Source organism: Comamonas sp., assembly GCF_036666375.1.
Classification (GTDB): Bacteria; Pseudomonadota; Gammaproteobacteria; order Burkholderiales; family Burkholderiaceae_C; genus Comamonas.
This window is the reverse complement of record NZ_JAVWWA010000001.1, coordinates 81,702-104,089: the sequence shown is the minus strand read 5'-3', so window position 1 is coordinate 104,089 and position 22,388 is coordinate 81,702. Positions and strand designations below refer to the sequence as shown.

18 protein-coding genes and 1 tRNA gene are annotated in these 22,388 nt (G+C 64.3%); 11 read left to right on the top strand and 8 right to left on the bottom strand.

What is annotated here, in order from left to right; translation table 11 throughout:
* The 3 genes from RR928_RS00500 to RR928_RS00490 form a co-directional block, all read right to left on the bottom strand.
* On the bottom strand, positions 1 to 461 hold a 461-nt coding region (locus tag RR928_RS00500; protein ID WP_332681172.1), incomplete at its 3' end, for an ankyrin repeat domain-containing protein.
* Between the two features lie 71 nt (positions 462 to 532).
* Complete coding sequence (locus RR928_RS00495; RefSeq protein WP_332536793.1) at positions 533 to 1,498, bottom strand: response regulator; 966 nt, start codon at positions 1,496 to 1,498, stop codon at positions 533 to 535.
* A 2-nt stretch (positions 1,499 to 1,500) separates the two neighbouring features.
* The gene (locus RR928_RS00490; protein ID WP_332681170.1) at positions 1,501 to 4,989 is read right to left on the bottom strand and encodes a hybrid sensor histidine kinase/response regulator; all 3,489 of its coding nucleotides are present in this window, start codon (positions 4,987 to 4,989) and stop codon (positions 1,501 to 1,503) included.
* Between the two features lie 137 nt (positions 4,990 to 5,126).
* Here RR928_RS00490 and RR928_RS00485 point away from each other — a divergent pair, with 137 nt between their 5' ends.
* Genes RR928_RS00485 through ureC form a run of 4 tightly spaced genes read left to right on the top strand, consistent with a single transcriptional unit; the run spans position 5,127 to position 8,118 of the window.
* Positions 5,127 to 5,429 carry an urease subunit gamma gene (locus tag RR928_RS00485; protein WP_159911062.1) on the top strand — a complete coding sequence of 101 codons (303 nt, stop codon included), beginning with the start codon at positions 5,127 to 5,129 and terminating at the stop codon, positions 5,427 to 5,429.
* A 21-nt stretch (positions 5,430 to 5,450) separates the two neighbouring features.
* Entirely contained in the window at positions 5,451 to 6,059 is a 609-nt protein-coding gene (locus RR928_RS00480) for a HupE/UreJ family protein (protein WP_332536796.1), read from the top strand.
* An 11-nt stretch (positions 6,060 to 6,070) separates the two neighbouring features.
* Positions 6,071 to 6,397, top strand: a complete 327-nt coding sequence (locus tag RR928_RS00475) for an urease subunit beta (RefSeq protein ID WP_332536798.1) — start codon at positions 6,071 to 6,073, stop codon at positions 6,395 to 6,397.
* Positions 6,398 to 6,399: 2 nt separating this feature from the next.
* Positions 6,400 to 8,118 (top strand): urease subunit alpha, encoded by a 1,719-nt coding sequence (gene ureC, locus RR928_RS00470; protein ID WP_332681166.1) that lies wholly within the window; start codon positions 6,400 to 6,402, stop codon positions 8,116 to 8,118.
* Here ureC and RR928_RS00465 read toward each other — a convergent pair.
* Positions 8,103 to 8,579, bottom strand: a complete 477-nt coding sequence (locus tag RR928_RS00465; RefSeq protein WP_332547666.1) for a gamma-glutamylcyclotransferase family protein — start codon at positions 8,577 to 8,579, stop codon at positions 8,103 to 8,105. The genes ureC and RR928_RS00465 overlap by 16 nt on opposite strands.
* 191 nt (positions 8,580 to 8,770) lie before the next feature.
* Between RR928_RS00465 and ureE the strand changes: the two genes are divergently transcribed.
* The 4 genes from ureE (at position 8,771) to RR928_RS00445 (ending at position 10,914) form a co-directional block, all read left to right on the top strand.
* A complete protein-coding gene (gene ureE, locus RR928_RS00460) occupies positions 8,771 to 9,346 on the top strand; it encodes an urease accessory protein UreE (protein ID WP_332536803.1) in 576 nt (191 codons plus the stop codon).
* Between the two features lie 131 nt (positions 9,347 to 9,477).
* Positions 9,478 to 10,137 (top strand): urease accessory protein UreF, encoded by a 660-nt coding sequence (locus tag RR928_RS00455; RefSeq protein WP_332681177.1) that lies wholly within the window; start codon positions 9,478 to 9,480, stop codon positions 10,135 to 10,137.
* On the top strand, positions 10,134 to 10,793 hold the full coding sequence (ureG, locus tag RR928_RS00450) for an urease accessory protein UreG (RefSeq protein WP_332536805.1): 660 nt from the start codon (positions 10,134 to 10,136) through the stop codon (positions 10,791 to 10,793). The genes RR928_RS00455 and ureG overlap by 4 nt, the downstream gene beginning before the upstream one ends.
* 33 nt (positions 10,794 to 10,826) lie before the next feature.
* A tRNA-Ser gene (locus RR928_RS00445) sits at positions 10,827 to 10,914 on the top strand.
* Here RR928_RS00445 and RR928_RS00440 read toward each other — a convergent pair.
* Positions 10,900 to 11,193 carry a hypothetical protein gene (locus tag RR928_RS00440; protein ID WP_332536807.1) on the bottom strand — a complete coding sequence of 98 codons (294 nt, stop codon included), beginning with the start codon at positions 11,191 to 11,193 and terminating at the stop codon, positions 10,900 to 10,902. The two genes, RR928_RS00445 and RR928_RS00440, sit on opposite strands and share 15 nt — an antisense overlap.
* Before the next feature lie 323 nt (positions 11,194 to 11,516).
* Between RR928_RS00440 and RR928_RS00435 the strand changes: the two genes are divergently transcribed.
* The 3 genes from RR928_RS00435 (at position 11,517) to RR928_RS00425 (ending at position 15,152) form a co-directional block, all read left to right on the top strand.
* The gene (locus RR928_RS00435) at positions 11,517 to 12,866 is read left to right on the top strand and encodes a hypothetical protein (protein ID WP_332547664.1); all 1,350 of its coding nucleotides are present in this window, start codon (positions 11,517 to 11,519) and stop codon (positions 12,864 to 12,866) included.
* 130 nt (positions 12,867 to 12,996) lie between these two features.
* Positions 12,997 to 13,287, top strand: coding sequence for a hypothetical protein (locus RR928_RS00430; protein WP_332536809.1), 291 nt, complete (start codon positions 12,997 to 12,999; stop codon positions 13,285 to 13,287).
* 188 nt (positions 13,288 to 13,475) lie between these two features.
* Positions 13,476 to 15,152, top strand: a complete 1,677-nt coding sequence (locus RR928_RS00425) for a sensor domain-containing diguanylate cyclase (RefSeq protein WP_442881473.1) — start codon at positions 13,476 to 13,478, stop codon at positions 15,150 to 15,152.
* Here RR928_RS00425 and RR928_RS00420 read toward each other — a convergent pair.
* From RR928_RS00420 to RR928_RS00410, 3 genes are all read right to left on the bottom strand, one after another.
* Complete coding sequence (locus tag RR928_RS00420) at positions 15,149 to 16,225, bottom strand: DUF697 domain-containing protein (protein WP_332536811.1); 1,077 nt, start codon at positions 16,223 to 16,225, stop codon at positions 15,149 to 15,151. The genes RR928_RS00425 and RR928_RS00420 overlap by 4 nt on opposite strands.
* 209 nt (positions 16,226 to 16,434) lie before the next feature.
* The gene (locus RR928_RS00415; RefSeq protein ID WP_332681161.1) at positions 16,435 to 19,500 is read right to left on the bottom strand and encodes a diguanylate cyclase; all 3,066 of its coding nucleotides are present in this window, start codon (positions 19,498 to 19,500) and stop codon (positions 16,435 to 16,437) included.
* A gap of 431 nt (positions 19,501 to 19,931) precedes the next feature.
* The gene (locus RR928_RS00410; protein ID WP_332536813.1) at positions 19,932 to 22,367 is read right to left on the bottom strand and encodes a hybrid sensor histidine kinase/response regulator; all 2,436 of its coding nucleotides are present in this window, start codon (positions 22,365 to 22,367) and stop codon (positions 19,932 to 19,934) included.
* Positions 22,368 to 22,388 lie beyond the last annotated feature (21 nt).

Below are 22,388 nucleotides of genomic sequence, written 5' to 3'. Positions count from 1 at the left end.
GTGCCCTGGGCATCGGTGGCGTCGACGCGCGCGCCGCGGGCAATCAGCAATTGCATGATGTCCAGCCGGTTGAACATGGCGGCGAACATCAGCGGCGTGCGGCCGTCGGGCGAAGGGCTGTCGACGCCGGCGCCGTGCGCGAGCAGCAGTTCGGCCATCGCCAGATCGCCCTTGAAGGCCACGCCGGCCAGCGGCGTCTGGCCGCGCAGATTGGCCAGCGCCGCATCGGCGCCGTGCCGCAGCAGCAAGGCCGCAGCGTCGGCGTGGCCATGGTAGCTCGCCAGCATCAGCAGGCTGTCGCCCTTGGCGTTGCGCAGATCGGGCGGCAGGCCCGCGGCCAGCCATTGCGCGAGGCTGACGTCATCGCCCTGGCGCGCAGCATCGAACACCTTGTCGGCAAAGGCCAGGGTTGCATCATCGAGGCCTTGAGGCGCGGCGGAGGTGGGTGTTTCTTGCGTCATGGAAGCCAGTGTAGACAGGCCTGCGCCGCCGCGGGTTTGTAAATCCGGATGGCACGGATTGCCAAACTTCATCACGCCGGCAGGCGCGCCATCGCCATCGCCGCGGCCGCGGTGCGCGTTTCCACGCCCAGCTTGGCAAAGATGCGTTCCAGGTGCTTCTTCACCGTGGCCGGGCTGCAGCCGACGATGTCGGCGATGTCGCGGTTGATCTTGCCCTGGGCCAGCCAGTAGAGCACTTCGGCTTCCTTGGCGGTGATGCCAAAGCCCTGGCGCAGCGTCTCGCGCGCCGCTAGGTCAGACTCCTCGCGCATCACCAGCAGCAACTCACCCTCCTCGGCTTCGGGCGACGGCGGGTGCAGGCGCAGCACCAAGGGGCCCGAGCCCGTATCGAAGGTCCAGCGCGGCGGCTCCAGCTGCAGCGCCAGCGTGGGCTGCTGGCGCTGAATCCAGGCGGTGATGTCATCGGGCAGCACGGCGCGCAGGCCGTCAATTCCCAGGTGGCGGCGCAGCAGTTCGCGCGCCAGCGGCGTCTGCCACAGCACGCGGCCGTCGGCAATGCGCACCGTGAGGCTGGCATAGCCGAACGCGTCCAGCGCGCTGCGCGCCTGCACGGCCTGCTGCTGCTGGGCGCGCGCGCGCCGCGCCGTGCCCAGGTGCACGCCCATGCGCGCCAGCACTTCGGCCGGCTTGATCGGCTTGGTCACATAGTCGACGCCGCCGGCCGCCAGCGCGGCAATCAGATGCTCGGTCTCGGTCAGGCCGGTCATGAAGACAATGGGAATCGGCGCCGTGTTCGCATCCGCCTTGAGGCGGCGCGCGACTTCGAAGCCGTCCATGCCGGGCATCATTGCGTCCAGCAGCACGATGTCGGGCAGCGCCTGGGCGGCGCGCGCCAGCGCGGCTTCGCCGCTGGTCGCGACCAGCACGATATAGCCCGCGGCGTCGAGCGCGTCATGCAGCATTGCCAGGTTGTCGGGCACATCGTCGACGATCAGCACCAGGTTGGCGTCACGGGTGAGCGAGGGGGAAAGATCCATCATCAAGCCTTGTCATTCAATTGCGCGGCCATGGCCTCGAACTGGAACTGCTGCGCCTGCGCGCGCAGCCGCTGCCACAGCGCGGCGGCCTGCGGATGGTCCTGGGCCAGCTGGGCCAGCGCCTGTTCGACGCCGCGCATATAGCCCCATTCCAGCGCCTGGCGCAGCGCCGCGAGCGCGGCCTCGGGCACGCCCTCCAGGCCGGCATCGGCCGGCTGCACGCGCGCCGCAGGCAAGGCAGTCGCCGCCGGCGGGGCGCTGCGCCACACGAGTTCAAGCCGGTCCTCCAGCCACTGCAGCAGCTCGCTGTGGCGCACCGGCTTGACCAGGAAGTCCTGCGGCGTGATGCCCACGTCATTGGGCATTTCGCGATCGAAGGCATTGGCCGAGACGATGGCGCACGCGACTTCGCCCAGCGGCAGCTGCCGCAGCTGGCGCAGGCATTCCCAGCCGTCCATTCCGGGCATCGCCAGGTCCATGAAGATCGCCTGCGGCCGGTAGCCCGCGGCCAGCAGCGCCAGCGCCTCCTGGCCGTTGGCCGCGTGCTGCACCGCGAAGCCCAGCGGCACCAGCAGCTGGGCCAGCAGCTCGCGGTCGGCTTCCTCGTTGTCGACCACCAGCAGCCGGCGCGTCGCGCCCACGTAGCCCACGGGCCGGGGAACGGCGGGCAGCTGGGCCGGGCCGCGTTCGAGCGAGGGCAGGAACAGGCGGATATGAAAGGCCGCGCCCTGGCCCGGCTGGCTGCTGACGCTCAGCGCCCCGCCCATCAGCTCGGTCAGCATCTTGGCCATGGTCAGGCCCAGGCCCGCGCCGGCGCTGGACTGCGCGCCCGAGCCGCGCGCAAACGGCTCGAACACCTGGGCCTGCTCGGCCTCGCTCAGGCCCGGCCCGGTATCGATCACCGACACATAGGCCATCTGCCGGCTGTGGCGCACGCGCAGGGTGACGCTGCCGCGCGCGGTGAACTTGATCGCATTGCCCAGCAGGTTGAACAGGATCTGCCGCAGGCGCTTTTCATCGGTGCGCACCCATTCGGGCAGCGTGCCCTCGGGCTCGTAGTGGAAGACCAGCCCCTTGGCCGCGGCCTGCAGTTCGAACATGCCGGCCATCTCCCGCAGGCCGGCGGCAAACTGCATGGGCTGGACCTGCAGCGCGAGCTTGCCCGACTCGATGCGCGCGATGTCCAGCGTGCCTTCGATCAACGACAGCAGATGTTCGCCGCCGCGGCGTATCACGGCCACGGCCTGGCGCCGGTGGGGCGGCACGTCGGCGTCCTCGCCCATCAGCTGGGCATAGCCCAGGATGCTGTTGAGCGGCGTGCGCAGTTCGTGGCTGATGGCGCTGATGTAGCGGCTCTTGGCCTGGTTGGCGAGATCGGCCGCGCGGCGCGCGTCCTCGGCCACGGTGCGCGCATCTTCGGCTGCGCGCCGCGCCTGCTGCAGCTGGCCATCGGTCGCGCGGTGCAGCGCGATCTCGCGCACCAGCAGTCCGGTCTGGCGATTCGACTCCTGCTGCGCGACCTTGCGGCTGTGCTGGGCCAGCACCAGCCACCAGGCCACGACGCCCGAGATCAGCAGCAGGCCCACGCCCACCTTGAGCAACACCGTCTGCAGCACGGCTTCGGCGCCGGGCAGCGCATTGGCCGGCAGGCTGCGCGCATGCGTCTGCAGCTCCAGCAGATAAAGCAGCCCTATCACCGCGGCCAGCGTGGGCACGATCAGCAGCATCAGCAGCACGAAGTGCAGCAGGCCCTTGTCGAGCAGCCGCCACATGCTGGCCGGCAGCAGCCGGCGCGCGGCCGCGCGCCACTGCACGGCCAGATGCGCCTGGGGCCGGCACAGATCGCCGCAGCGCGCGTCCAGCGTGCAGCACAGCGAGCAGATGCCGCCCTGGTAGGCGGGGCAATGCACCATGTCGGGCGCTTCGTATTCGCGCTCGCAGACCACGCAGCGCTGCAGCCGCGGCGGGCCGGCGCAGGCCGGCGCCTCCATGGCCGGCGCCGCCGTCGGCACCAGGTAGTAGCGCCCGCGCGTCCACCAGGCAATCAGCGGCGAAGCGACGAGCGCCACCAGCATGGCAATCACCGCGGAGAACGCCTGCGCCAGCGGCCCGAACGCGCCCAGGTGCGCGGCCACCGACAGCAGCGACGACAAGGCCATTGCGCCCACGCCCACGGGATTGATGTCGTAGAGCCGCGCGCGCTTGAACTCTATGCCGCGCGGCGACCAGCCCAGCGGCTTGTTGATGACCAGATCGGCAACCACGGCCATGATCCAGGCAATCGCCAGGTTCGAATACAGGCCCAGCACCTCGCCCAGCGCGCGAAACACGTTCATCTCCATCAGCATGAAGGCAATCAGCGTGTTGAACACCACCCACACCACGCGCCCCGGGTGGCTGTGGGTCACGCGCGAGAAGAAATTGCTCCAGGCCAGCGAGCCGGCATAGGCATTGGTCACATTGATCTTGAGCTGCGACAGCACGACGAACAGCGCCGTTGCCGCCACCGCCCAGCCGTAGTCGGGAAATACATAGTTGTAGGCCGCGAGGTACATCTGGTTAGGATCGACGGCGTGGTCGGGCGGAACCGCCTGCGAGATGGCCAGATAGGCCAGCAGCGCGCCGCCCAGCATCTTGGCCACGCCCAGCAGCACCCAACCCGGCCCGCCCAGCATCACCGCCCCCCACCAGCGCCAGCGGTTGCTGGCGTTGCGCACCGGCATGAAGCGCAGGTAGTCGGCCTGCTCGCCCATCTGCGTGATCAGCGCAATGCCCACGGTCAGACCCGCACCAAAAAGAGGCAGACTAAAGCCTGCCAGCTGGCCTTCGCGCTGCTGGCTTGCACCCGGATAGTGCAGCACTTCGGAAAACACCCCAGGCTGGTGCATCAGCACAAAGGCAAACGGCACGATCAGCATCAGCAGCCACAGCGGCTGGGTCCACACCTGCAGCCGGCTGATCGCCGACACCCCGTGCGTGACCAGCGGAATCACCACCAGCGCGCAGATTAGATAGCCCCAGCGCGGCGGTATGTCGAGCGCGAGTTCCAGCGCATAGGCCATCACGGCGGCCTCGAGCGCGAAGAAGATGAAGGTGAAGCTCGCGTAGATCAGCGAGGTGATGCTCGAGCCTATATAGCCAAAGCCCGCGCCGCGCGTCAGCAGATCCATGTCTACGCCGTGGCGCGCCGCGTAGACGCTGATCGGCAGCCCGGCGGCAAAGATGATCAGCCCGGTGCAGACAATCGCCCAGAACGCATTGATGAAACCGTACTGCACCAGCAGCGTCGCGCCCACGGCCTCGAGCACCAGGAACGAGGCCGCGCCAAACGCGGTATGCGCCACGCCCCACTCCGACCAGCGGCGCCCGCGCTGCGGCGTGTAGCGCAGCGCATAGTCCTCCAGCGTCTCGGTCGCCACCCAGCGGTTGTAGTCGCGCCGCACCTTGACCACGCGCTGCTGCGCGGGCACGCCCGCGGCATCGGACGGCATGCAATGTGGTTCAGAAGGGGCTTGAATCATGGCAACAGGACTGCGTGCAGCTTCTGTGCCATGTTGCAGCATGGCACGCACCTTGCTGCAAACCAGCCATCTGCATCGCCTTGCGGGCCCGCGCCCGCCACGACGCCATGGAACTCACTCCTCGCGAAAAAGACAAGCTGCTTCTGTTCACCGCGGCCCTGGTGGCCGAGCGCCGCAAGGCGCGCGGGCTCAAGCTCAACTACCCCGAAGCCATGGCGCTGATCAGCGCGGCGGTGATGGAAGGCGCGCGCGACGGCAAGACCGTGGCCCAGCTGATGAGCGAAGGCCGCACGGTGCTCACGCGCGCCGATGTCATGGACGGCATTGCCGAAATGATTCCCGACATCCAGGTCGAAGCCACGTTTCCCGACGGCACCAAGCTGGTCACGGTGCACGACCCGATTGTCTAAACCCCTTTTCAAGCCTTTGACATGCAAGCCAAACCCCTGATTGCCGCCGCTGCAGCGGCCCTCGCCGCACTGCCCATTGCCGCCCTGGCCCACCCGGCCGCGGGCGGCGCCCACAGCCACGGCCTGCTCGACACCGCCGCCCACGCCCTGGCCCACCCGTTCACCGGCGCCGATCACCTCGCGGCCATGGTCGCCGTCGGTGCCTGGAGCGCGCTCACGGTGCGCCCGGCCTGGCGCGCGCCCGCGGCGTTTGTCGCGCTGCTCGTGGCCGGCGCGCTCGCGGGCTTTGCCGGCCTGCAGCTGCCCGGGGTCGAGCCCATGATCGCGGCCTCGGTGCTGGTGCTGGGCCTGCTGCTGGCGCTGCAAAGGAAGATGCCCTGGGGCGCGGCGGCGACGCTGGCCGGCGTGTTCGCGTTCTTCCACGGCGCGGCCCACGGCTATGAGCTTGCGGGCGACACCGGCCTCACGGCCGTCGCGGCGCTGGCCGGCATTGCGCTGGGCTCTGGCCTGCTGCATATCGCCGGCATGCTGCTGGGCCGCATGGTGCTGCAGCGCCACCGCCTGCTCACGGCGCTGGGCGGCGCGGCCACGGCCGCGCTCGGTGTGTTCATGCTGACCCGCCTGGCCTGAGGAGAAAAGCCATGGTGCCCGGTGAACTGATTCTCGACGCGGGCGAACACGCCCTCAATACAGGCCGCCGCTGCACCACGCTGCTGGTGCGCAACGCCAGCGACCGGCCCATTCAGGTCGGCTCGCACTACCACTTTGCCGAAACCAATGCCGGCCTGGAGTTCGATCGCGCCGCGGCCCATGGCATGCGGCTGAACATCGCCAGCGGCATGGCCGTGCGCTTCGAGCCGGGCCAGCAGCGCACGGTGGAACTTGTCGACTTCGCGGGCGATCGCCTGGTCTACGGCTTTCGCGGCCTGGTCCAGGGCGCGCTCGACCAACAGCCTGGAGACCTTTGAACATGGCCACGATGGAACGCCGCGCCTATGCGGAAACCTTTGGGCCCACGACGGGCGACCGCGTGCGCCTGGCCGACACCGACCTGCTGCTGGAAGTCGAGCGCGACTACACGCTGGCCGCGGGCAGCTACGGCGAGGAAGTCAAGTTCGGCGGCGGCAAGACGATTCGCGACGGCATGGCGCAAAGCCAGAAAAGCCGCGCGGAAGGCGCGATGGACACGGTGCTGACCAATGCGCTGATCGTCGACCACTGGGGCATCGTCAAGGCCGACATCGGCCTGAAGAACGGCCGCATTGTCGCCATCGGCAAGGCCGGCAATCCCGACACCCAGCCCGGCGTGGACATCATCATCGGCCCGGGAACGGAAATCATCAGCTGCGAAGGCTGCATCGTGACGGCCGGCGGCGTGGACACGCATATCCACTTCATCGCTCCCCAGCAGATCGAGGAAGCGCTGACCAGCGGCATCACCACCATGATAGGCGGCGGCACGGGCCCGGCCACGGGCACGTTTGCCACCACCTGCACACCCGGCCCCTGGCACATGGAACGCATGCTGCAGGCTGCCGATGCCTTTCCCATGAACCTCGGATTTCTGGGCAAGGGCAACACCAGCCTGCCCGCCGGCCTGCACGAGCAGATCGATGCCGGCGCCATTGGCCTCAAGCTGCACGAGGACTGGGGCAGCACGCCGGCGGCCATCGACAATTGCCTGAATGTCGCCGAACTCACCGACACGCAGGTCGCGATCCACACCGACACGCTCAATGAAAGCGGCTTTGTCGAGGACACCGTCGCCGCCTTCAAGGGCCGCACCATCCACACCTTCCACACCGAAGGCGCGGGCGGCGGCCATGCGCCCGACATCCTGAAAGTCGTGGGCCTGCAGAACGTGCTGCCCAGCTCGACCAACCCGACCCGGCCCTACACCATCAACACGCTGGACGAGCATGTCGACATGCTGATGGTCTGCCACCACCTCGACCCGTCGATTGCCGAAGACCTGGCGTTTGCCGAAAGCCGCATCCGCAAGGAAACCATTGCCGCCGAGGACATACTGCACGACCTGGGCGCGATCAGCATGTTCAGCTCCGACAGCCAGGCCATGGGCCGCGTCGGCGAAGTGATTCTGCGCACCTGGCAGACCGCGCACAAGATGAAGCTGCAGCGCGGCGCCCTGCCCGGCGACAGCGCGCGCCACGACAACTTCCGCATCAAGCGCTACATCGCCAAATACACGATCAACCCGGCAATCGCCCACGGCATCAGCCACGAAGTCGGCAGTCTCGAAGTCGGCAAATGGGCCGACATCGTGATCTGGAAGCCGGCGTTCTTCGGCGTCAAGCCGGCGCTCATTCTCAAGGGCGGCAGCATTGCGATGGCGGCGATGGGCGACCCCAACGCCTCGATTCCCACGCCCCAGCCCGTGCATTACCGGCCCATGTTCGCGTCGTTTGGCGGTGCGCTGGCCCGGTCGTCGCTGACCTTTGTCTCGCAGGCCGGTCTTGCCAACGGCATAGGCGAGCGTTTCAAACTCGCCAAGACGCTGTCAGCGGTGAAGAACATCCGCGGCATAGGCAAGCGCCACATGCTGCTCAACGACTACGCGCCGGCCATGGAAGTCGACCCGCAGACCTACAGCGTGCGCGCCGACGGCCAGCTGCTCACCTGCGAGCCCGCAGTCTCGCTGCCGATGGCGCAGCGCTATTTCCTGTTCTGAGGAGAATCGCCTTGGCGCTGCGTCCACCAGGCCAGCCAGTCGTCGGTGTCTATCACCGCCCGCCCCTGCACGCCCGCGGGCTGGGCAACATAGATCAGCACCGGCATGGGCTGGGGCGGGCCGCCGTCCAGCGGCAGCAGCTGCACATCGACAATGTGCTTGGCATATTCGCCGATATCGACCGGCCAGATCTCCTCGACCCGGTCGAGTTCGCGCTCCAGCGCGGGATTGAGCTCGTAGACCTCGGCCAGCACCTTGTAGCTGCCGTCCAGCACCAGGCCAGGGTAGGGTCCGAGGTCATGCAGCTGCCCCGGCAGCCGGCAATGCCCGAGCCAGCGCACATCGGCCTGCCAGCGCCGGATATCGTTGCTGCCGCCGCGGCGCAGGGTGCCGTAGACGGCGACCTGCCGGCAGCCGCAGGGGATATGGGGAGTAGGATTGAAATCAGTCGGGGCCGTCATGCGTGCATGCTAAAACGTTTTCCACGCTGCGCTGCGAAACGCCCTTTGACAGGCTCAGGGCGAACGGTAGTGACGCAGTGGAGATTGCGCTTGGCGCAGCGTGTCGGTTTTAACCGTTCGTCCTGAGCCTGTCGAAGGATGAACGTGCCCGCTCAAGTGCTCCATTACCTCACCCCAGTTCACCAGACCCCATGCTCTCCATTCAAAAACTCATCCCCCAAGGCAAAGGCCTGGCCCGCGTGCTGCTGCAGCGCGCCACGACCATTGAACTCGACTGGGACGTGCGCCAGAAAAGCCGTTTCGCGGCCACCGACTCGCAAGGCCGGGAACTGGCCATCTTCCTGCCGCGCGGCCAGGCCGTGCGCGGCGGCGACGTGCTGATTGCCGAAGACGGCTCAATGGTGCGCGTCATTGCCGCGCCGCAGAAGGTGCTGCACATCACCACCTGCCCCGCGCATGGCACGCCGTTCGATCTGATGCGCGCCGCCTACCACCTGGGCAACCGCCATGTGCCTATCGAGCTGCAACCCGACCACCTGAAGATAGAACCCGACCATGTGCTGGCCGACATGCTGCGCAGCATGCACCTCACCGTGGTCGAGGCCGACATGGCGTTCGAGCCCGAAGGCGGCGCCTATGGCGGCCATGTGACCAACGACGGCCACAGCCACCATGCGCATGGCAATGCCCATAAGCATGACCACGGGCACAGCCACGATGATGAGCATGGTCATGTCCATGGCCCGGGTTGCAACCACGCGCATTGATTCACCAGACCATGGCCCTGCGTCTCCCCAGCCCCACCGCGCGTCCGCCCCTGCCCTGGCGCCGCCGCCAGGCCGCGGCCGCTGCCGAACAGGCCGCGCCCGCCGTCGCCCCGCACAGCCTGCTGCAGCTGATGTGGCTGGCCTCGCCGGCGCTGCCGATTGGCGGCTTTTCCTATTCGGAAGGGCTGGAGGCCGCGATCAGCAGCGGCTGGGTCGAGGGAGAAGCCGATGCCGCGCGCTGGATCGTGCAGCAGCTGCAGCTCACACAGGCGCGCGGCGACATGGCGGCCATTGCCCAAGCCCTGCCCGCCTGGGCCGCCGATGACCGCACTCGCCTGGCCGCGCTCAACGCCTGGGTGCGCCAGACACGTGAAAGCAGCGAGCTGCGCCTGCAGACCGAACAGATGGGACGCTCGCTGATTGCCTGGCTGCGCAACCAGCATGCGGGCGATGCGGCGCGCCTGGACGCCATAGAGTGGCTGGGCGCGCAGGACGCGAGCTACCCGCTGGCATTTGCGCTGGCCGCGCATTTCAGCGGCTCCTCGGCCCGCCCCGCACTGCTGGCCTATGCCTTTGGCTGGGCCGAGAACATGGTCCAGGCCGCGATCAAGGCCGTGCCGCTGGGCCAGAGCGCGGGCCAGCGCATCCTGGCCCAGCTTGCCGAACGGATTCCCGCCGCCGTAGACCAGGCGCTGGCCCTGCCCGACGCGCAGCGCCAGGCCTTTTCGCCCATGCTGGCCATTCTCTCGGCCCAGCATGAAAATCAATACTCACGACTGTTCCGCTCATGACTTCGCCACTTCACCATATCCCGAATCGCAGCAAGAAGCTGCCCCCGCTGCGCGTGGGCATAGGCGGGCCCGTGGGCTCGGGCAAGACCACACTGCTGGAAATGCTCTGCAAGGCGATGCGCGAACAATACGACCTGGTCGCGATCACCAACGACATCTACACCAAGGAAGACCAGCGCCTGCTCACCGTGAGCGGCGCCCTGCCCGCCGAGCGCATCATGGGCGTGGAAACCGGCGGCTGCCCGCACACCGCGATACGCGAGGACGCGTCGATCAACCTCGAAGCCATCGATCGCATGCTGGGCCAGTTTCCCGATGCCGACATCGTCTTCATCGAGTCGGGCGGCGACAACCTTGCGGCCACGTTCAGCCCCGAGCTGTCCGACCTGACGATCTACGTGATCGACGTCGCCGCGGGCGAGAAGATTCCGCGCAAGGGCGGCCCGGGCATCACCAAGAGCGACCTGTTCATCATCAACAAGACCGACCTGGCCCCGCATGTGGGCGCCAACCTCGAGGTGATGCGCGCCGACACCGAACGCATGCGCGCCTCGCCCAAGGGCCTCAAGCCTTTTGTCATGACCAACCTCAAGACCCAGGAAGGCCTGGCCCAGGTGATCGCCTTCATCGAAACCCAGGGCCTGCTCAAGGCCTGAGCCGCGCAATCTGTGTGTAAAATCACAGGCTTCGGAGGTTTGGGTGAGTGGTTTAAACCAGCAGTCTTGAAAACTGCCGACGGGTAACTGTCCGTGAGTTCGAATCTCACAGCCTCCGCCACCCCGCATTGGGGAAGGCATCAACCACGGCCTGCAGCATCGCGCCTGCCTCGGCCTGGGTCTGATCGTTCTGATCGAGACCCTCTATCACCTGCTCAATGAGCGCCACTTTGAGATCGTAGTCAGCGATCTTGCACAGCGCGATTCGCGTCGCGGTTGTGCAGTTGCGCCGTCCTGTGCGCCAGGAACTCACCTGCTGCTTTACGCCCATTTTCTTGGCGCGCCTGGTAGGGCTTCCTGCCGCTTTGATCGCTTGGTCGATCAGGCCTATCAACGCCATATGGCCTCCTAAAAGCCGCGGATGCAGACGATCTGCTGCCATGCGGCACCTGACAGCCTTCTGCCACACCCGTTTACAAAGCTCGACCCTGCAAAGAAAGTCGCGCAGAACTGCATCAGCTGCCATTTCAGAAATTCACTTGTAGGACAACAGGCATAGTTGCGATCGATAGTTGTTATTTTTAATAAAATAAATTCTAATAGTTAAAAACTAACACTCTAGGGTTTGGTTTTTTACTGATGCGCATTCCAAAACAGTCATGAATTAACAATTCCCTCTTGGATGCATCATCGATTTTATTGATATTTATTAAGGAGATGAGAATGCCCTGGCTATCACTTAAATCAAATCCATTTTGGAGTTTCTTTAAGCCTTCACCTTGGGATTTCATGACTCATATCGGCGATATACATCCAGGAACCTTATGGACAACTAATGAAAATGGATTTATAAGTCCGACTGACGGTCGATCGATAACAGCTGCAGAGCAAGCCTACTTGAACCAGTATAATTCCGAGAGAAAAGAACTCAATGATTCAAGCCGAAAAGCAGTCGATGCACTTATGCAGCGAATACTTCCATTAAGTGACGCATGCTACAAAGAACTGACTGATTTTAAAGCGCTGGCAATACAGTCAGATATCAGCTGGCTTCATGACCATCCTGCCGGAAGCGATTTCTACTCCGAAGGGGCAAATGGTGATGCCACTGGAGATTGGGCATTGAGTCGCTTGCAGCGCTATATGGAAGAAGCTGGTCTAGAGTTCGATCTTGCCGAAATACCAGAAAAAGTCGCCAATGGAATTACCACTCCTATCGTAATCGATTTGAATGGAGACGGGATAAAAACCACTTCCCTTCTTTCGAAGAAAACAGTGTTCTTCGATATAGATGGCGATGAGAAAAAGGATGAGACTGCATGGATATATGGCGACGATGCATTTCTGGCCGTCGACAGAAACGGAAATGGTGTTATCGATGGAATAAATGAACTATTTGGGGGGCGACATCGAGGGGCTGGTTTTGCAAAGTTAGCCGAATTCGACAGCAATGGCGATGGAGTCGTGGACAAGAACGATGAACGATATTCTGAGTTGCTGTTATGGCAAGACTTGAATATGAACGGAAGAACAGACATCAACGAACTTCGTACCGCCGAAGCGGCAGGACTGGAATCCATCAGCCTCAATTACGTCAGTCAAAACGTCTGTGAGAACGGAAATTTGCTGGGTGAAGTTTCATCGGCCATTGTAAATGGACAGAAAGTTGATGCTATTGATGTTTCTTTCCGCTTCAGAGAAATTACTGCTCCTGCCGTAGACAGCTTGGACCATGCGCCCATGGATTCCTTGATCTTATCCGTTTCCAACTTTAAAAGCGTTGCGACTACTGGATATCTCCCAGAATCCTTTGATGAGTTCATGATAGATTTTTCGCACTTGACCGATAAAAGCATAGACCCACAATTACCAAGCGCGCATTGGTTTTCAAACAATGAGTCTTCTGGTGAATTTTCACCCTCCTTTGAATATTTCCCAGTGAGTCAGGTTGACCTAGGAAAAACAGTTACCCCTTCTACAGCCATCTCTGTTTTCTTGCCGTCCCTAGACACTACGCACACGGGCCTTGCATTCACTGAACCCGCTATTACAATGAGTTGCTCAATAATGTAAGGACATCAGAATGCTCGGTGAATTATTTCCCTCTGAAATATTGCGCAATTATATCCAACATCTACCGACTTCAAGAAAAATCATAGCAACAGACATTTACACCGAGCATTCTCTATAGACAAGTAATTACATGCTGAAAATAAAACTGCTTCTTTCCGCCATGCTGCTTACTGGTTGCAACGGCTTCCACAACACAGCGAATGTTTATATTTTTCCATCCGAATATCGCACCGGAGATGTCAGATCGACCTTGGCTACGCCAGTGGTGGATGAGGTGGTACGGATTAATCCGAAAAATGTTCATATATCCATGTGTCACGAGACGCCGCCTGCAAAAATCATTCAGTTTGAAGTTGAGCTTCAAGCACGGATCAAGACAAATATTACGGGCGGCTTCTTTGATAAATGTCCTGAAATCTAAGCTATCTTCCTCGGATCGCAAGCTTTTGCCCGGGCCTGGCGGGCCATTCTTCTTCTAGTGCATAGGATCTTGGTACAGCTTGGGATGATCTGTCCTGAATCGGTTTGGCACTGACGCGTACTGCGCATCAATGACACTTCCTGACTTTTGACCTGCGGGTGCATTGGTTACCATTCCTTCAAACGTGTATGGAGGGGGCCGTGAACCACGCATTGCCGCAGCAGCGCCGACGACCACGCGTACGCATGCTCATGCTGGCCCTTGCCTGGCTGGCATCGGTGGCCGGTCTGGGGTCGTGGATGTCGCAACGCATCGTCGCCGCGGAGCTGGACGATCTGGCGGTCAGCGCCGAATACGAAGCCCGGACCACGGCGCGCATCATGGACCGGCTGTTCACCGAAATGGTCAGCGTGACCAATATGGTGGCGCGCCAGGCGTCGGTGATACAGCTGGCCGCGCGCTACCGCACCGATCCTCCCGGTGCCGCCGATCTCACGCGCCAACAGCGCGCGCAGCAGTTCATCCGGGACCCGCTGGTGCGCAAGGTCGGCGACTTCATGAATGCGCTGTCCGGCGATCTGCGCTATGCGCGCATTTACATGAACAACATGTCGGACGACACGGTGACGGCCAGCAACTGGGCCGATTCAGACAGCATCGTGGGCATGATCTACACAGGGCGGCCCTATCTCATGGACGCGCTGCGCGACGGCAACGGCCATTCGTTCGGCATCGCCAAGCTGAACAAGACGCCCTCCTACTTTGTCGCCAGCCGCATCGAGAATGACGAGAATGTGCCGCAAGGCTACGTCACGGTGAAGTTCGATGCCGCGGAAGTGGCGCGCTTTCTCGTGGGGCGCCACATCGCGCTGATCGTCGACAGCCAGGGGCGCGTGACCACGGCCTCGGCGGCGGCGTTCATGCTGCGCAATGCGGCGACGCTGCTGCCGCCCGATATCGCACGGTCTGCGGGCGCGCGCCCATCGCCGGACTCCGATGAGGAACTGGGCCGGCCGCTGGACGCGCAAGCGATGGCTGGTGCCGAACAAGCCGGCCAGTGGTGGATCGACGGCAAGCCCTATCTGCTGCGCAGCGAGGCGCTTTCCAACACGCAATATCAGTTGCTGACGCTCGCGCCGCTGGACCATCTCGCTGCGATGCGCACGCAGCACCTGTGGATCGCCGGACTGGTCGCAGCCGTGGGTCTGGCGTTCATTTTTCTGTGCAGCCACATGATCACGCAGATGCACACGCGCCGCAAGGACGAGCAACATGCGGCCAACTACGACGCCTTGACCAACCTGCCGAACCGGCGCCATGTGCTGGCCCAACTGCAGCGATTGTTCGCCATCGCTCAACGCACGCAGCAATGGGTCATGGTGGCCTTCATCGATCTCGATGGCTTCAAGGCGATCAACGACAGCCACGGGCATGAAGTCGGCGACCAGTTCCTCGTCGAGGTGGGCCAGTGCTTGTCCACAGGCCTGCGCAGCAGCGACATGCTGGGCCGGCTCGGCGGCGATGAGTTCGTGGTGATCGGCCTGGCGGCGCCGCCAGCAGCCCAAGATCCGGATGCCACCATCAAGGCCATGCGCAACAGACTGGCGCCGCTGCTGATCGGACGCTACTCATTCGACGAATGCAGTTTCGACTATGCGGGCGCGAGCTTCGGCATTGTCAGTGTCGATCCCGCAGCCAGCTCCCCGCAGATGGCTCTCAAGGCCGCCGACGAACGCATGTATGCGGACAAGCAGGCCCGGCGCGCGCAGCGTCAGCAGCCGGCTGGCGTGCACCAGCAGCCCACGCCAGCGCAGGCGCCCATGCAGGCAACGGCTTCTGCAGCCCTGACCCCTGGCCGCGCCTAGCGCGGCAGCTTCTTGCCCGGCTCCTCTTCCACCCTCGATTTCTCCTTGCGCTGGAACAGCCCTGCCGTCGAGTCCATGACTTCCGACGTCGCGTGCGAAATGCTGCGCCCCGCGCCCGTGACCATCGCTCCCGTGGCCGCCGTGGCACGTTTCGCGCCGCCGACCACCGAGCCGGCGGCCTTGCCCACCGCGCTGCCCGCGCCGGCCCACACCGACTTCACGATCTGGCCGCCCTTTTCCTGCGTGATCGCGCCCAGCAGCGCCAGCGCGGCCAGGGTCGCGCTGCGGCGCACGGCGGCGCGTTCGGGCCTGGCCAGCGGAGCGCAATAGCTCTTGGCGATCAGGCCCACGCGCAGGGTCAGAAAGGCGTTGGCCGAGCCGTTGGCAATGCTGTTGGCCAGCAGGTTGCCCACGCCTTGCAGCCCGGGCACCGCGGCCGCCAGCGAAGGCACGACCGAGTTCACCAGCGGGCCCGCGAGCTCGGCGAAATCGAGCTCTTCGAGGTGCGCGGCCACCAGCATCGCGCCGCCCACATTCGAATACAGATACCAGAGCTGGCGCGGCGAGGGCCGCAGGTTGTAGAGCGCGCCGATCTGCCATATCAGGCGCAGTTGCGTGCCCAGCACCACCAGTCCGTCCAGACGCCCGTTCTGCAGCAGCGCGGTGCTGACAAAGACATTGCTCGCCGTGCCGCGTATCAGGCCATCGGCCTGTGCGCTCAGTGCCAGCAAGGCGGCGGGAACATCACCGCCGGAAGCCAGCGCCGCGACGGCGCTGTCTGGATGCTGGGCCAGATGGCGTTGGAGCCAATCGGCGTAGTCGGCGTGTTCCTGCGCAGATGCGTCCACCGGCGGCTGCATGGCCTTGGGCAGGCGCAAAAGCAGTACCAGCGGATAAAGCACCAGAGCGCAGAACACTGCCAGCAGCGACCAGAAAACGGGCTGGCCCGCGCCCAGGTGGATGCGGTCGGCGGCGGCAGCCAGCTGCGTGAACGTGGCCACGACAGCGGCCACTGCGTACAGTACCGCCACGACCGACACCACGGCCAGGACTTTGATGAAGACTTTGTTCACGGCAGTGGAATCTTTGCAGCTTTGGCGATGCACGGTCAGCAGCACAACGGCTGACCCAGGCGACAAGCATAGCGGCTCCGGGAGGCATTGGGACAACAACCCCGGAGCCTCGCTCTGCCCCAACTTTACAAGTGAATGTAATTCGCTATTGACCCTCAATCACAAAATTCACCCGAGCAAGGGTGCGGGATTGCAGGGCGCCCGATCTTTCATTTCGCCTCAAGCACGACTGGCGTCTGCGGTGTCCAATAAGTCGTCCGATTGCGCCCGTTACGCTTTGAGTAATACATCGCCGCATCTGCCCGCTCGAGGCAGCGCTCGACCGACGAATCACGCTCGCCCATGGGGCACACGCCCAGGCTCACCGTGAATCGAATCGGCTCCTGCCCTTGCACGGCCACGGCAAGATGCGCCACCGTCTCGCGCAGGGTTTCCGCCCGCCGGAACGCGGCTTGTTGGTCGACATCGGTGAGCAATACGGCGAATTCCTCGCCCCCCAGGCGTCCCAGCATATCGTCCTTGCGCAGTTCCTTGGACAACGCAATCACCAGGTGCTTGAGCACTTCGTCACCGACGGCATGGCCATAGGTATCGTTCACACGCTTGAAGTGGTCGATGTCCAGCATGATCAGGGCCGATGGCCGGCCCAGCCCCAGCCGCAAACGCTCCAGTTCGGACTCCATCCGGCCAATGAACGCCCGGCGATTGCGGGCGCCCGTCAGGGCGTCCGTGGAGGCCAGCGCCTCGAGTTGCGTCTCGCGCAGTTTGTAGTCCGAGACGTCATGGAAAACCCAGCAGCATCCGAGCAGGCCGCACTGCGTGCGCAGCGGCAGCTGTTCAATCTGTATGTGCCGGCCATCGGGCAATGCATGTATCACCCGTCCCTCGCCCGCGGCGCACGCGTTGGCGTTCTCCTGCGCATCCTGCGCCAAGGCCTGCGCCATCGCGGCGGGCAGATGGGGCAGCAGCACCTGCGTCGTCTTGCCAACCAGATCAGATGCGCCCAGCGCAAGATCAAACATCGCCACCAGCATCTTGTTGATGGCCACTATCGTCTGCCCACTGCCCTCTGTCACCAGGATGCCCGAGGGGAAGTGCTCAATGATGGCCTCCATGCGCTGTTGTGCCTGCTGAAGTTCTTTTTCCGCCTGGTGGCGCGCATCGATATCGAACAGCGTCCAGATCACGTTGCCGTCGGCATCTTCGGGATCCAGCAGGGTTGCCTGCATGTCAAACCAGCACAGGCGCCCGCCTGCGACCTGCAGCGCCCATTCAGTGCGCACGGTTCCCTGAAGCTGTAGGCATTCGTACACCGCAGCAAAGCGCTCGAAGCTATCGCCCGATGCGTGCAGCGCGCGGAAAGAGGAAAGCGGCGACTGCGCGCCCGCCGGAATGCCAAAGACTTTCGCGGCACGGCCATTGGCATAGACTATGTCCCTTTTGTGGCTGGCCACCAGTACCACGGCAGTGCCGCGCTCAAGCAGCGCGCGCACCATGTAGGCCTGCTCCACCCGTTCATGGATATCGGAATGCATTCCCATCACCCGCAAGGCCTGCCCACCTTGCGCGCGCTGGGTGACCTCTCCGCGCGACTCCATCCATCGCCACGTGCCATTGGCATGGCGCATGCGCATCTCCACGCGGAACGGCTCGCCATTCTCCAGGTGCCGCTTGAGCAGCGACTGCACGCGTGACTGATCCGCCGGATGCAGGCACTGCGAGAAATCGGCCAACGTGAATGCGCCCATGGACTGATCTGGCATGCCCAGCATTTCGTAGCACCGCGCGTCCCAGAGCACCACATCCTGAATGCAATCCCATTGCCACAGTCCATCGCGCGCCGCGCCAATGGTCAGCCGCAGCCGCTCCTCGCCGCGGCGCAGCGCTTCGCGCAGAATCTCGTCCTGCGTGACATCCAGGATATAGCCATGCCACAGCACCGAGCCGTCCTTGAACAGTTGCGGCCTGGCATGGCCCTGCAGCCAATGCGTGGCGCCATCGGGACATTTGACACGGTACTTGTGCGCCCAGGCGCTTCGGCCGCGCACCGCTGCGTCGATAGACTCCCGCAGCGCACGCAGATCCTCCTTGTGGATGCGCTGCGCCAAGCGCGCCAGCTTTTCGCGCGCACCCGGGCCATCAATGCAGTGCATGGCGTAGAAACCGGGATTGGTGAACGGCAGGACATGCCCTCCTGCGGAGTCCACGCGATACTGGAACAGACCTCCGGGCACCTCCTGCGACAGGTGCATGAACCTCTGCTCGGCTTGTATGCGCTGATCCTCCTGGCGCCAGCGCTGAAGTGCCAGCCATGCGGTCAGCAAGCCGCCGGCGAAGATCAGCAAGGTGCCTGCGCCATTGCGCCAAAGGCTTTGACTTATGGTGTCATTCAACGGACCGAAGGCGGCTTGACGATCCAGCCCGGCGCTCACCATGACGGGAAAGCCGCCCACCCGGGTCCAAGCGTACAGGCGCTGTATGCCGTCAACCTCGGACAGCGCTTCGTAGTGGCCTCCCGGGAGATCGGGGGCAAACAGCTCCATCCGCGCGGCGGGCAGCCCGCTCCCCAGCACCCGGTCTTGCTGTTGAGAGCGCGCCAGATAGGTTCCATCCTCGCGCAGCAGCAAGATCACGTCGCGCGGGTGATCAAAGATGGCCTGCAACTGCCGGGACAGATACTCCGGAGACAGCGACAGCACCAGCACGCCCGCGAATTGGCCCTGGCGTTGCAGGGCGCGACTGAGTTGAATGCTCCACTGCCGGGAAACGCGCCCCTGCACGGGACGCCCGATGAAGGTGCCCTGCGTCAAGCCTTTGAGATGCGCCTGGAAATGCTCGCGGTCGACGACCGAGATCGGCGAAGTGGAGCGTGCCGAGTCTTCCAGGCTGGAATACACCACATGTCCCTGCGCGTCCACCACGGACACCTGCACGATGGTTCCGGGTGGGTACGCCCCTTGAACGCTGGCCACGGCGCGTTCGAACGCCAGAGGATCGCCAGACTCAAAATCGCGGGCCATCTCTCCCAGGGAATAGTCCAGGCCCGAAAGCATGGCCCCGACATGCGCGGAGATAGCATGGGACATCTGGGTGACACGCAGCCACGTCTGCTCCTGCGTGTAACGCTGCATGTATCTGTGACTGGCCAGAAGCGTGGCCCAGTACACACCGGTAGCGAACACAAAGAAGCAAATGCCGATGATGATGGCCAGCGATGTTCTGGCACGCGAGCGAGAAGACTCGCCAGGAGGTGAATCAGTGAAGCGAAAAGACATGAACCGAATGAGAAAAGCGAAAAAACCTGCGATGCAAGCCACCCACAGCCACGCACTCGGCGACCTGGCACTCCTAAGCGCAACAAACTAAACGGCCTGAACAAGGATAGAGCTCCCCCACCGGCAGAGACCGAGCATATCCGGACGCACGCGCTGCGCATGCTACACCTACAGACAGACACGGCACCGCCTTCGGCCATCGGGCGCCTGGACTCCGCTGGCAGGTGCCCTTCAGCTGGCCGAGTTTCTTGAGGGTTCTGGTGGCGTGGCAACTCCCGGGCTCTCAAACTCGACTCGCAGGAACACATACAACCTATTGGACCTTTGCACCCAGGCTGCGCGCAGGCGCCGGCTTGGCCGCCCAGCCGGTCCTGCGCCGCCCGCCAGCGGCCGCTGCGTCGGGCAGGCCCCTGGCACTTGGCAGCCTGCACTCACTGCAGGCGCAAAAGCACTTCCTGCAGTTCGTCCATCCCCACGGGCTTGACCAGGTGGGCATCGATGCCCGCCTCGCGCGAGCGCCGGCGGTCGTCCTGCTGGCCCCAGCCGCTGACGGCCACGAGGGTCGGGCAAGGCGTGTTCTCGGCGCGCACGCGACGCGCGAATTCAAAACCGTCCATGCCAGGCATGCCGATGTCGAGGAAGACCAGATGGGGCGCGAATTCCGCCGTGGCGACCAGGCCGTCCGCGCCGTCATACGCGGCGCGCGCATCCATGCCCATCAGTTCCAGCAGCATGCGCAGCCCTTCGGCCGCGTCGACGTTGTCGTCGACCACGAGCACGCGTTTGCGCTCCATCCCATCGGTCGCTTCGGTCGCGTAGCTCGCGTCGGGAGCCGGATCGGGCGCGGCGGCGGCCGGCGTGGCGTGCAGCGGCAGCCGCACCGTGAAGACGCTGCCCAGGCCGGGCCCTTCGCTGCGGGCGTCCACCTGGCCGCCCTGCATCTCCACCAGGCTGCGCACCAGCGTCAGGCCCACACCGATGCCGCCTTGCGCCAGATTGGACGTCTGCGGCGACTGGGCAAACAAATCGAAAATGCGCGGCAGCATGTCCTGCGCAATGCCCCGGCCGTTGTCTTCGACGACGATCAGCACATCGCTGCCATCTCGCCGCGCGCGCAGCGCGATGCGCCCGCACTGATCGGTGTACTTGGCAGCGTTGTTCAGCAGATTGGCGATGATCTGCGACAGCCGCACCGGGTCGGCATGCACGGTCAGGATCTCGTCCGGGAGATCGAGCGAAAAATGGTGCTGCCCGGCGTCGAGTTGCGGCCGGCTGGTCTCGAGCGCGCTGCGCAGCGCATCGCTCACGTTCACGGCTTCGGGCCGCAGCTCCACCTTGCCGCCCGCGATGCGCGAGACTTCGAGCAGATCGTCGACCAGGCGAACCATGTGGTCCACCTGCCTTTGCAGCAGCGGCACAAGGTGGGCCGCGGTCTGTGGGTCGCCCTGCGACAGCTGCAGCACCTGCAGGCCGCTGCGCACCGGCGCCAACGGGTTGCGCAGCTCATGCGCGAGAATTGCGAGGAACTCGTCCTTGCGCCGGTCCACTTCGCGCAACTGCGCCTCCTGGCGCTTGCGCTGCGAGACATCGTTGAACAGTACGGCCACCTGGCAGTCTTCGGGCGCTCCTATGCGAAACGCATAGACATCGTAGTGGCGCTGCAGCGCTTCGGCTGGCAGCTCGAAGCGCCGGGACTCGCCGGTCTTGGCGATATGGCCGTAGACCTCGAACCACCAGCGCTCATGCTCGGGCGCAATCGACAGCATGGAGCGGCCGACGGCGTCGCTGATGCCCGTGTGCCGCTCGAACGCCTGGTTGACTTCCAGGAAGGTGTAGTCGCGGCCGTTGCCGTCGGCGTCAAATTCCATGCGGATCACGCAGTAGCCTTCGTCGATGGAATCGAACAGCGTGTGGTAGCGCTGCTGGCTCACACGCAAGGCCTGCTCCGCGCATTTGCGCGAGCTGATGTCGCTGGCGGCGCCAAACCACTCGATCACTTCGCCGTTGTCGTCGAGCACGGGAACGGCGCGCGAATGCGTCCAGCCCAAGCGGCCGTCGACACGGATCACGCGGTGCTCGAGTTCGAACACGCCCTTGCGCTGCACCGCGTCGCGCACCGCCAGCGAGACCACGGCCTGGTCTTCCCGCGGGATGTACAGATCGAGCCAGCGGTCCGTGGGCGCCTCGGTGTCGCGCAGGAATTCCTGGCCTTTGAGATGGCGCATTTCGGCCCAGTCGGGACCCATGCGGTAGACCACATCCGAGGTCGCACCGAGAAAGCTGCGAAAACGCTCCTCGCTCTGCGCCACGGCCTGCTGTATCGCATGCCGCTCCAGATAGTCGCCCATCTGGTGGGCAAGCAGCTTGAGCAGACGGAATTCGACCTCGCCGGGCGGCTGCTCGCAGGGGTAGAACATCGCCAGCATGCCCAGCAGCACGCCGGCGCGATTGCGCAGCGGCAAGGCCACCACGGTCTGCCACCCGGCCTGGCGCGACAGCCCCAGCCAGGGCAGCGCAGCGGCCTGTTCGCCGCCCTGCGGCGCAGCGCCATCGAGGCCATGCGCGAGGAAATGCGTATCGTGCAGCGATGCCACCACCTCTTGGGCCCAATGCGCGGCCTGCGGCGTCTTCAGCAGCGCAGCGGCAGGCGCGGCGAGATTGAAAGCCATGAACTCGGGATCTTCGGACGGCGGGCTGAAGACGTACAAGGCCGCTGCATGGGCATCCACCAGCTCACTTGCGGCTTCCAGCAGGCGCTTGAGGCACTCGGGCCGGTCCGTGGTCTGGCGTGCGCAAAAGCTTGCAACCTCATAGAACCGCGTGATGACTTCGAAGTCGCGCTCGGTGGCGCGCTGGCGTTTAGACATGAGGTTTCCTGAGGGGCATGG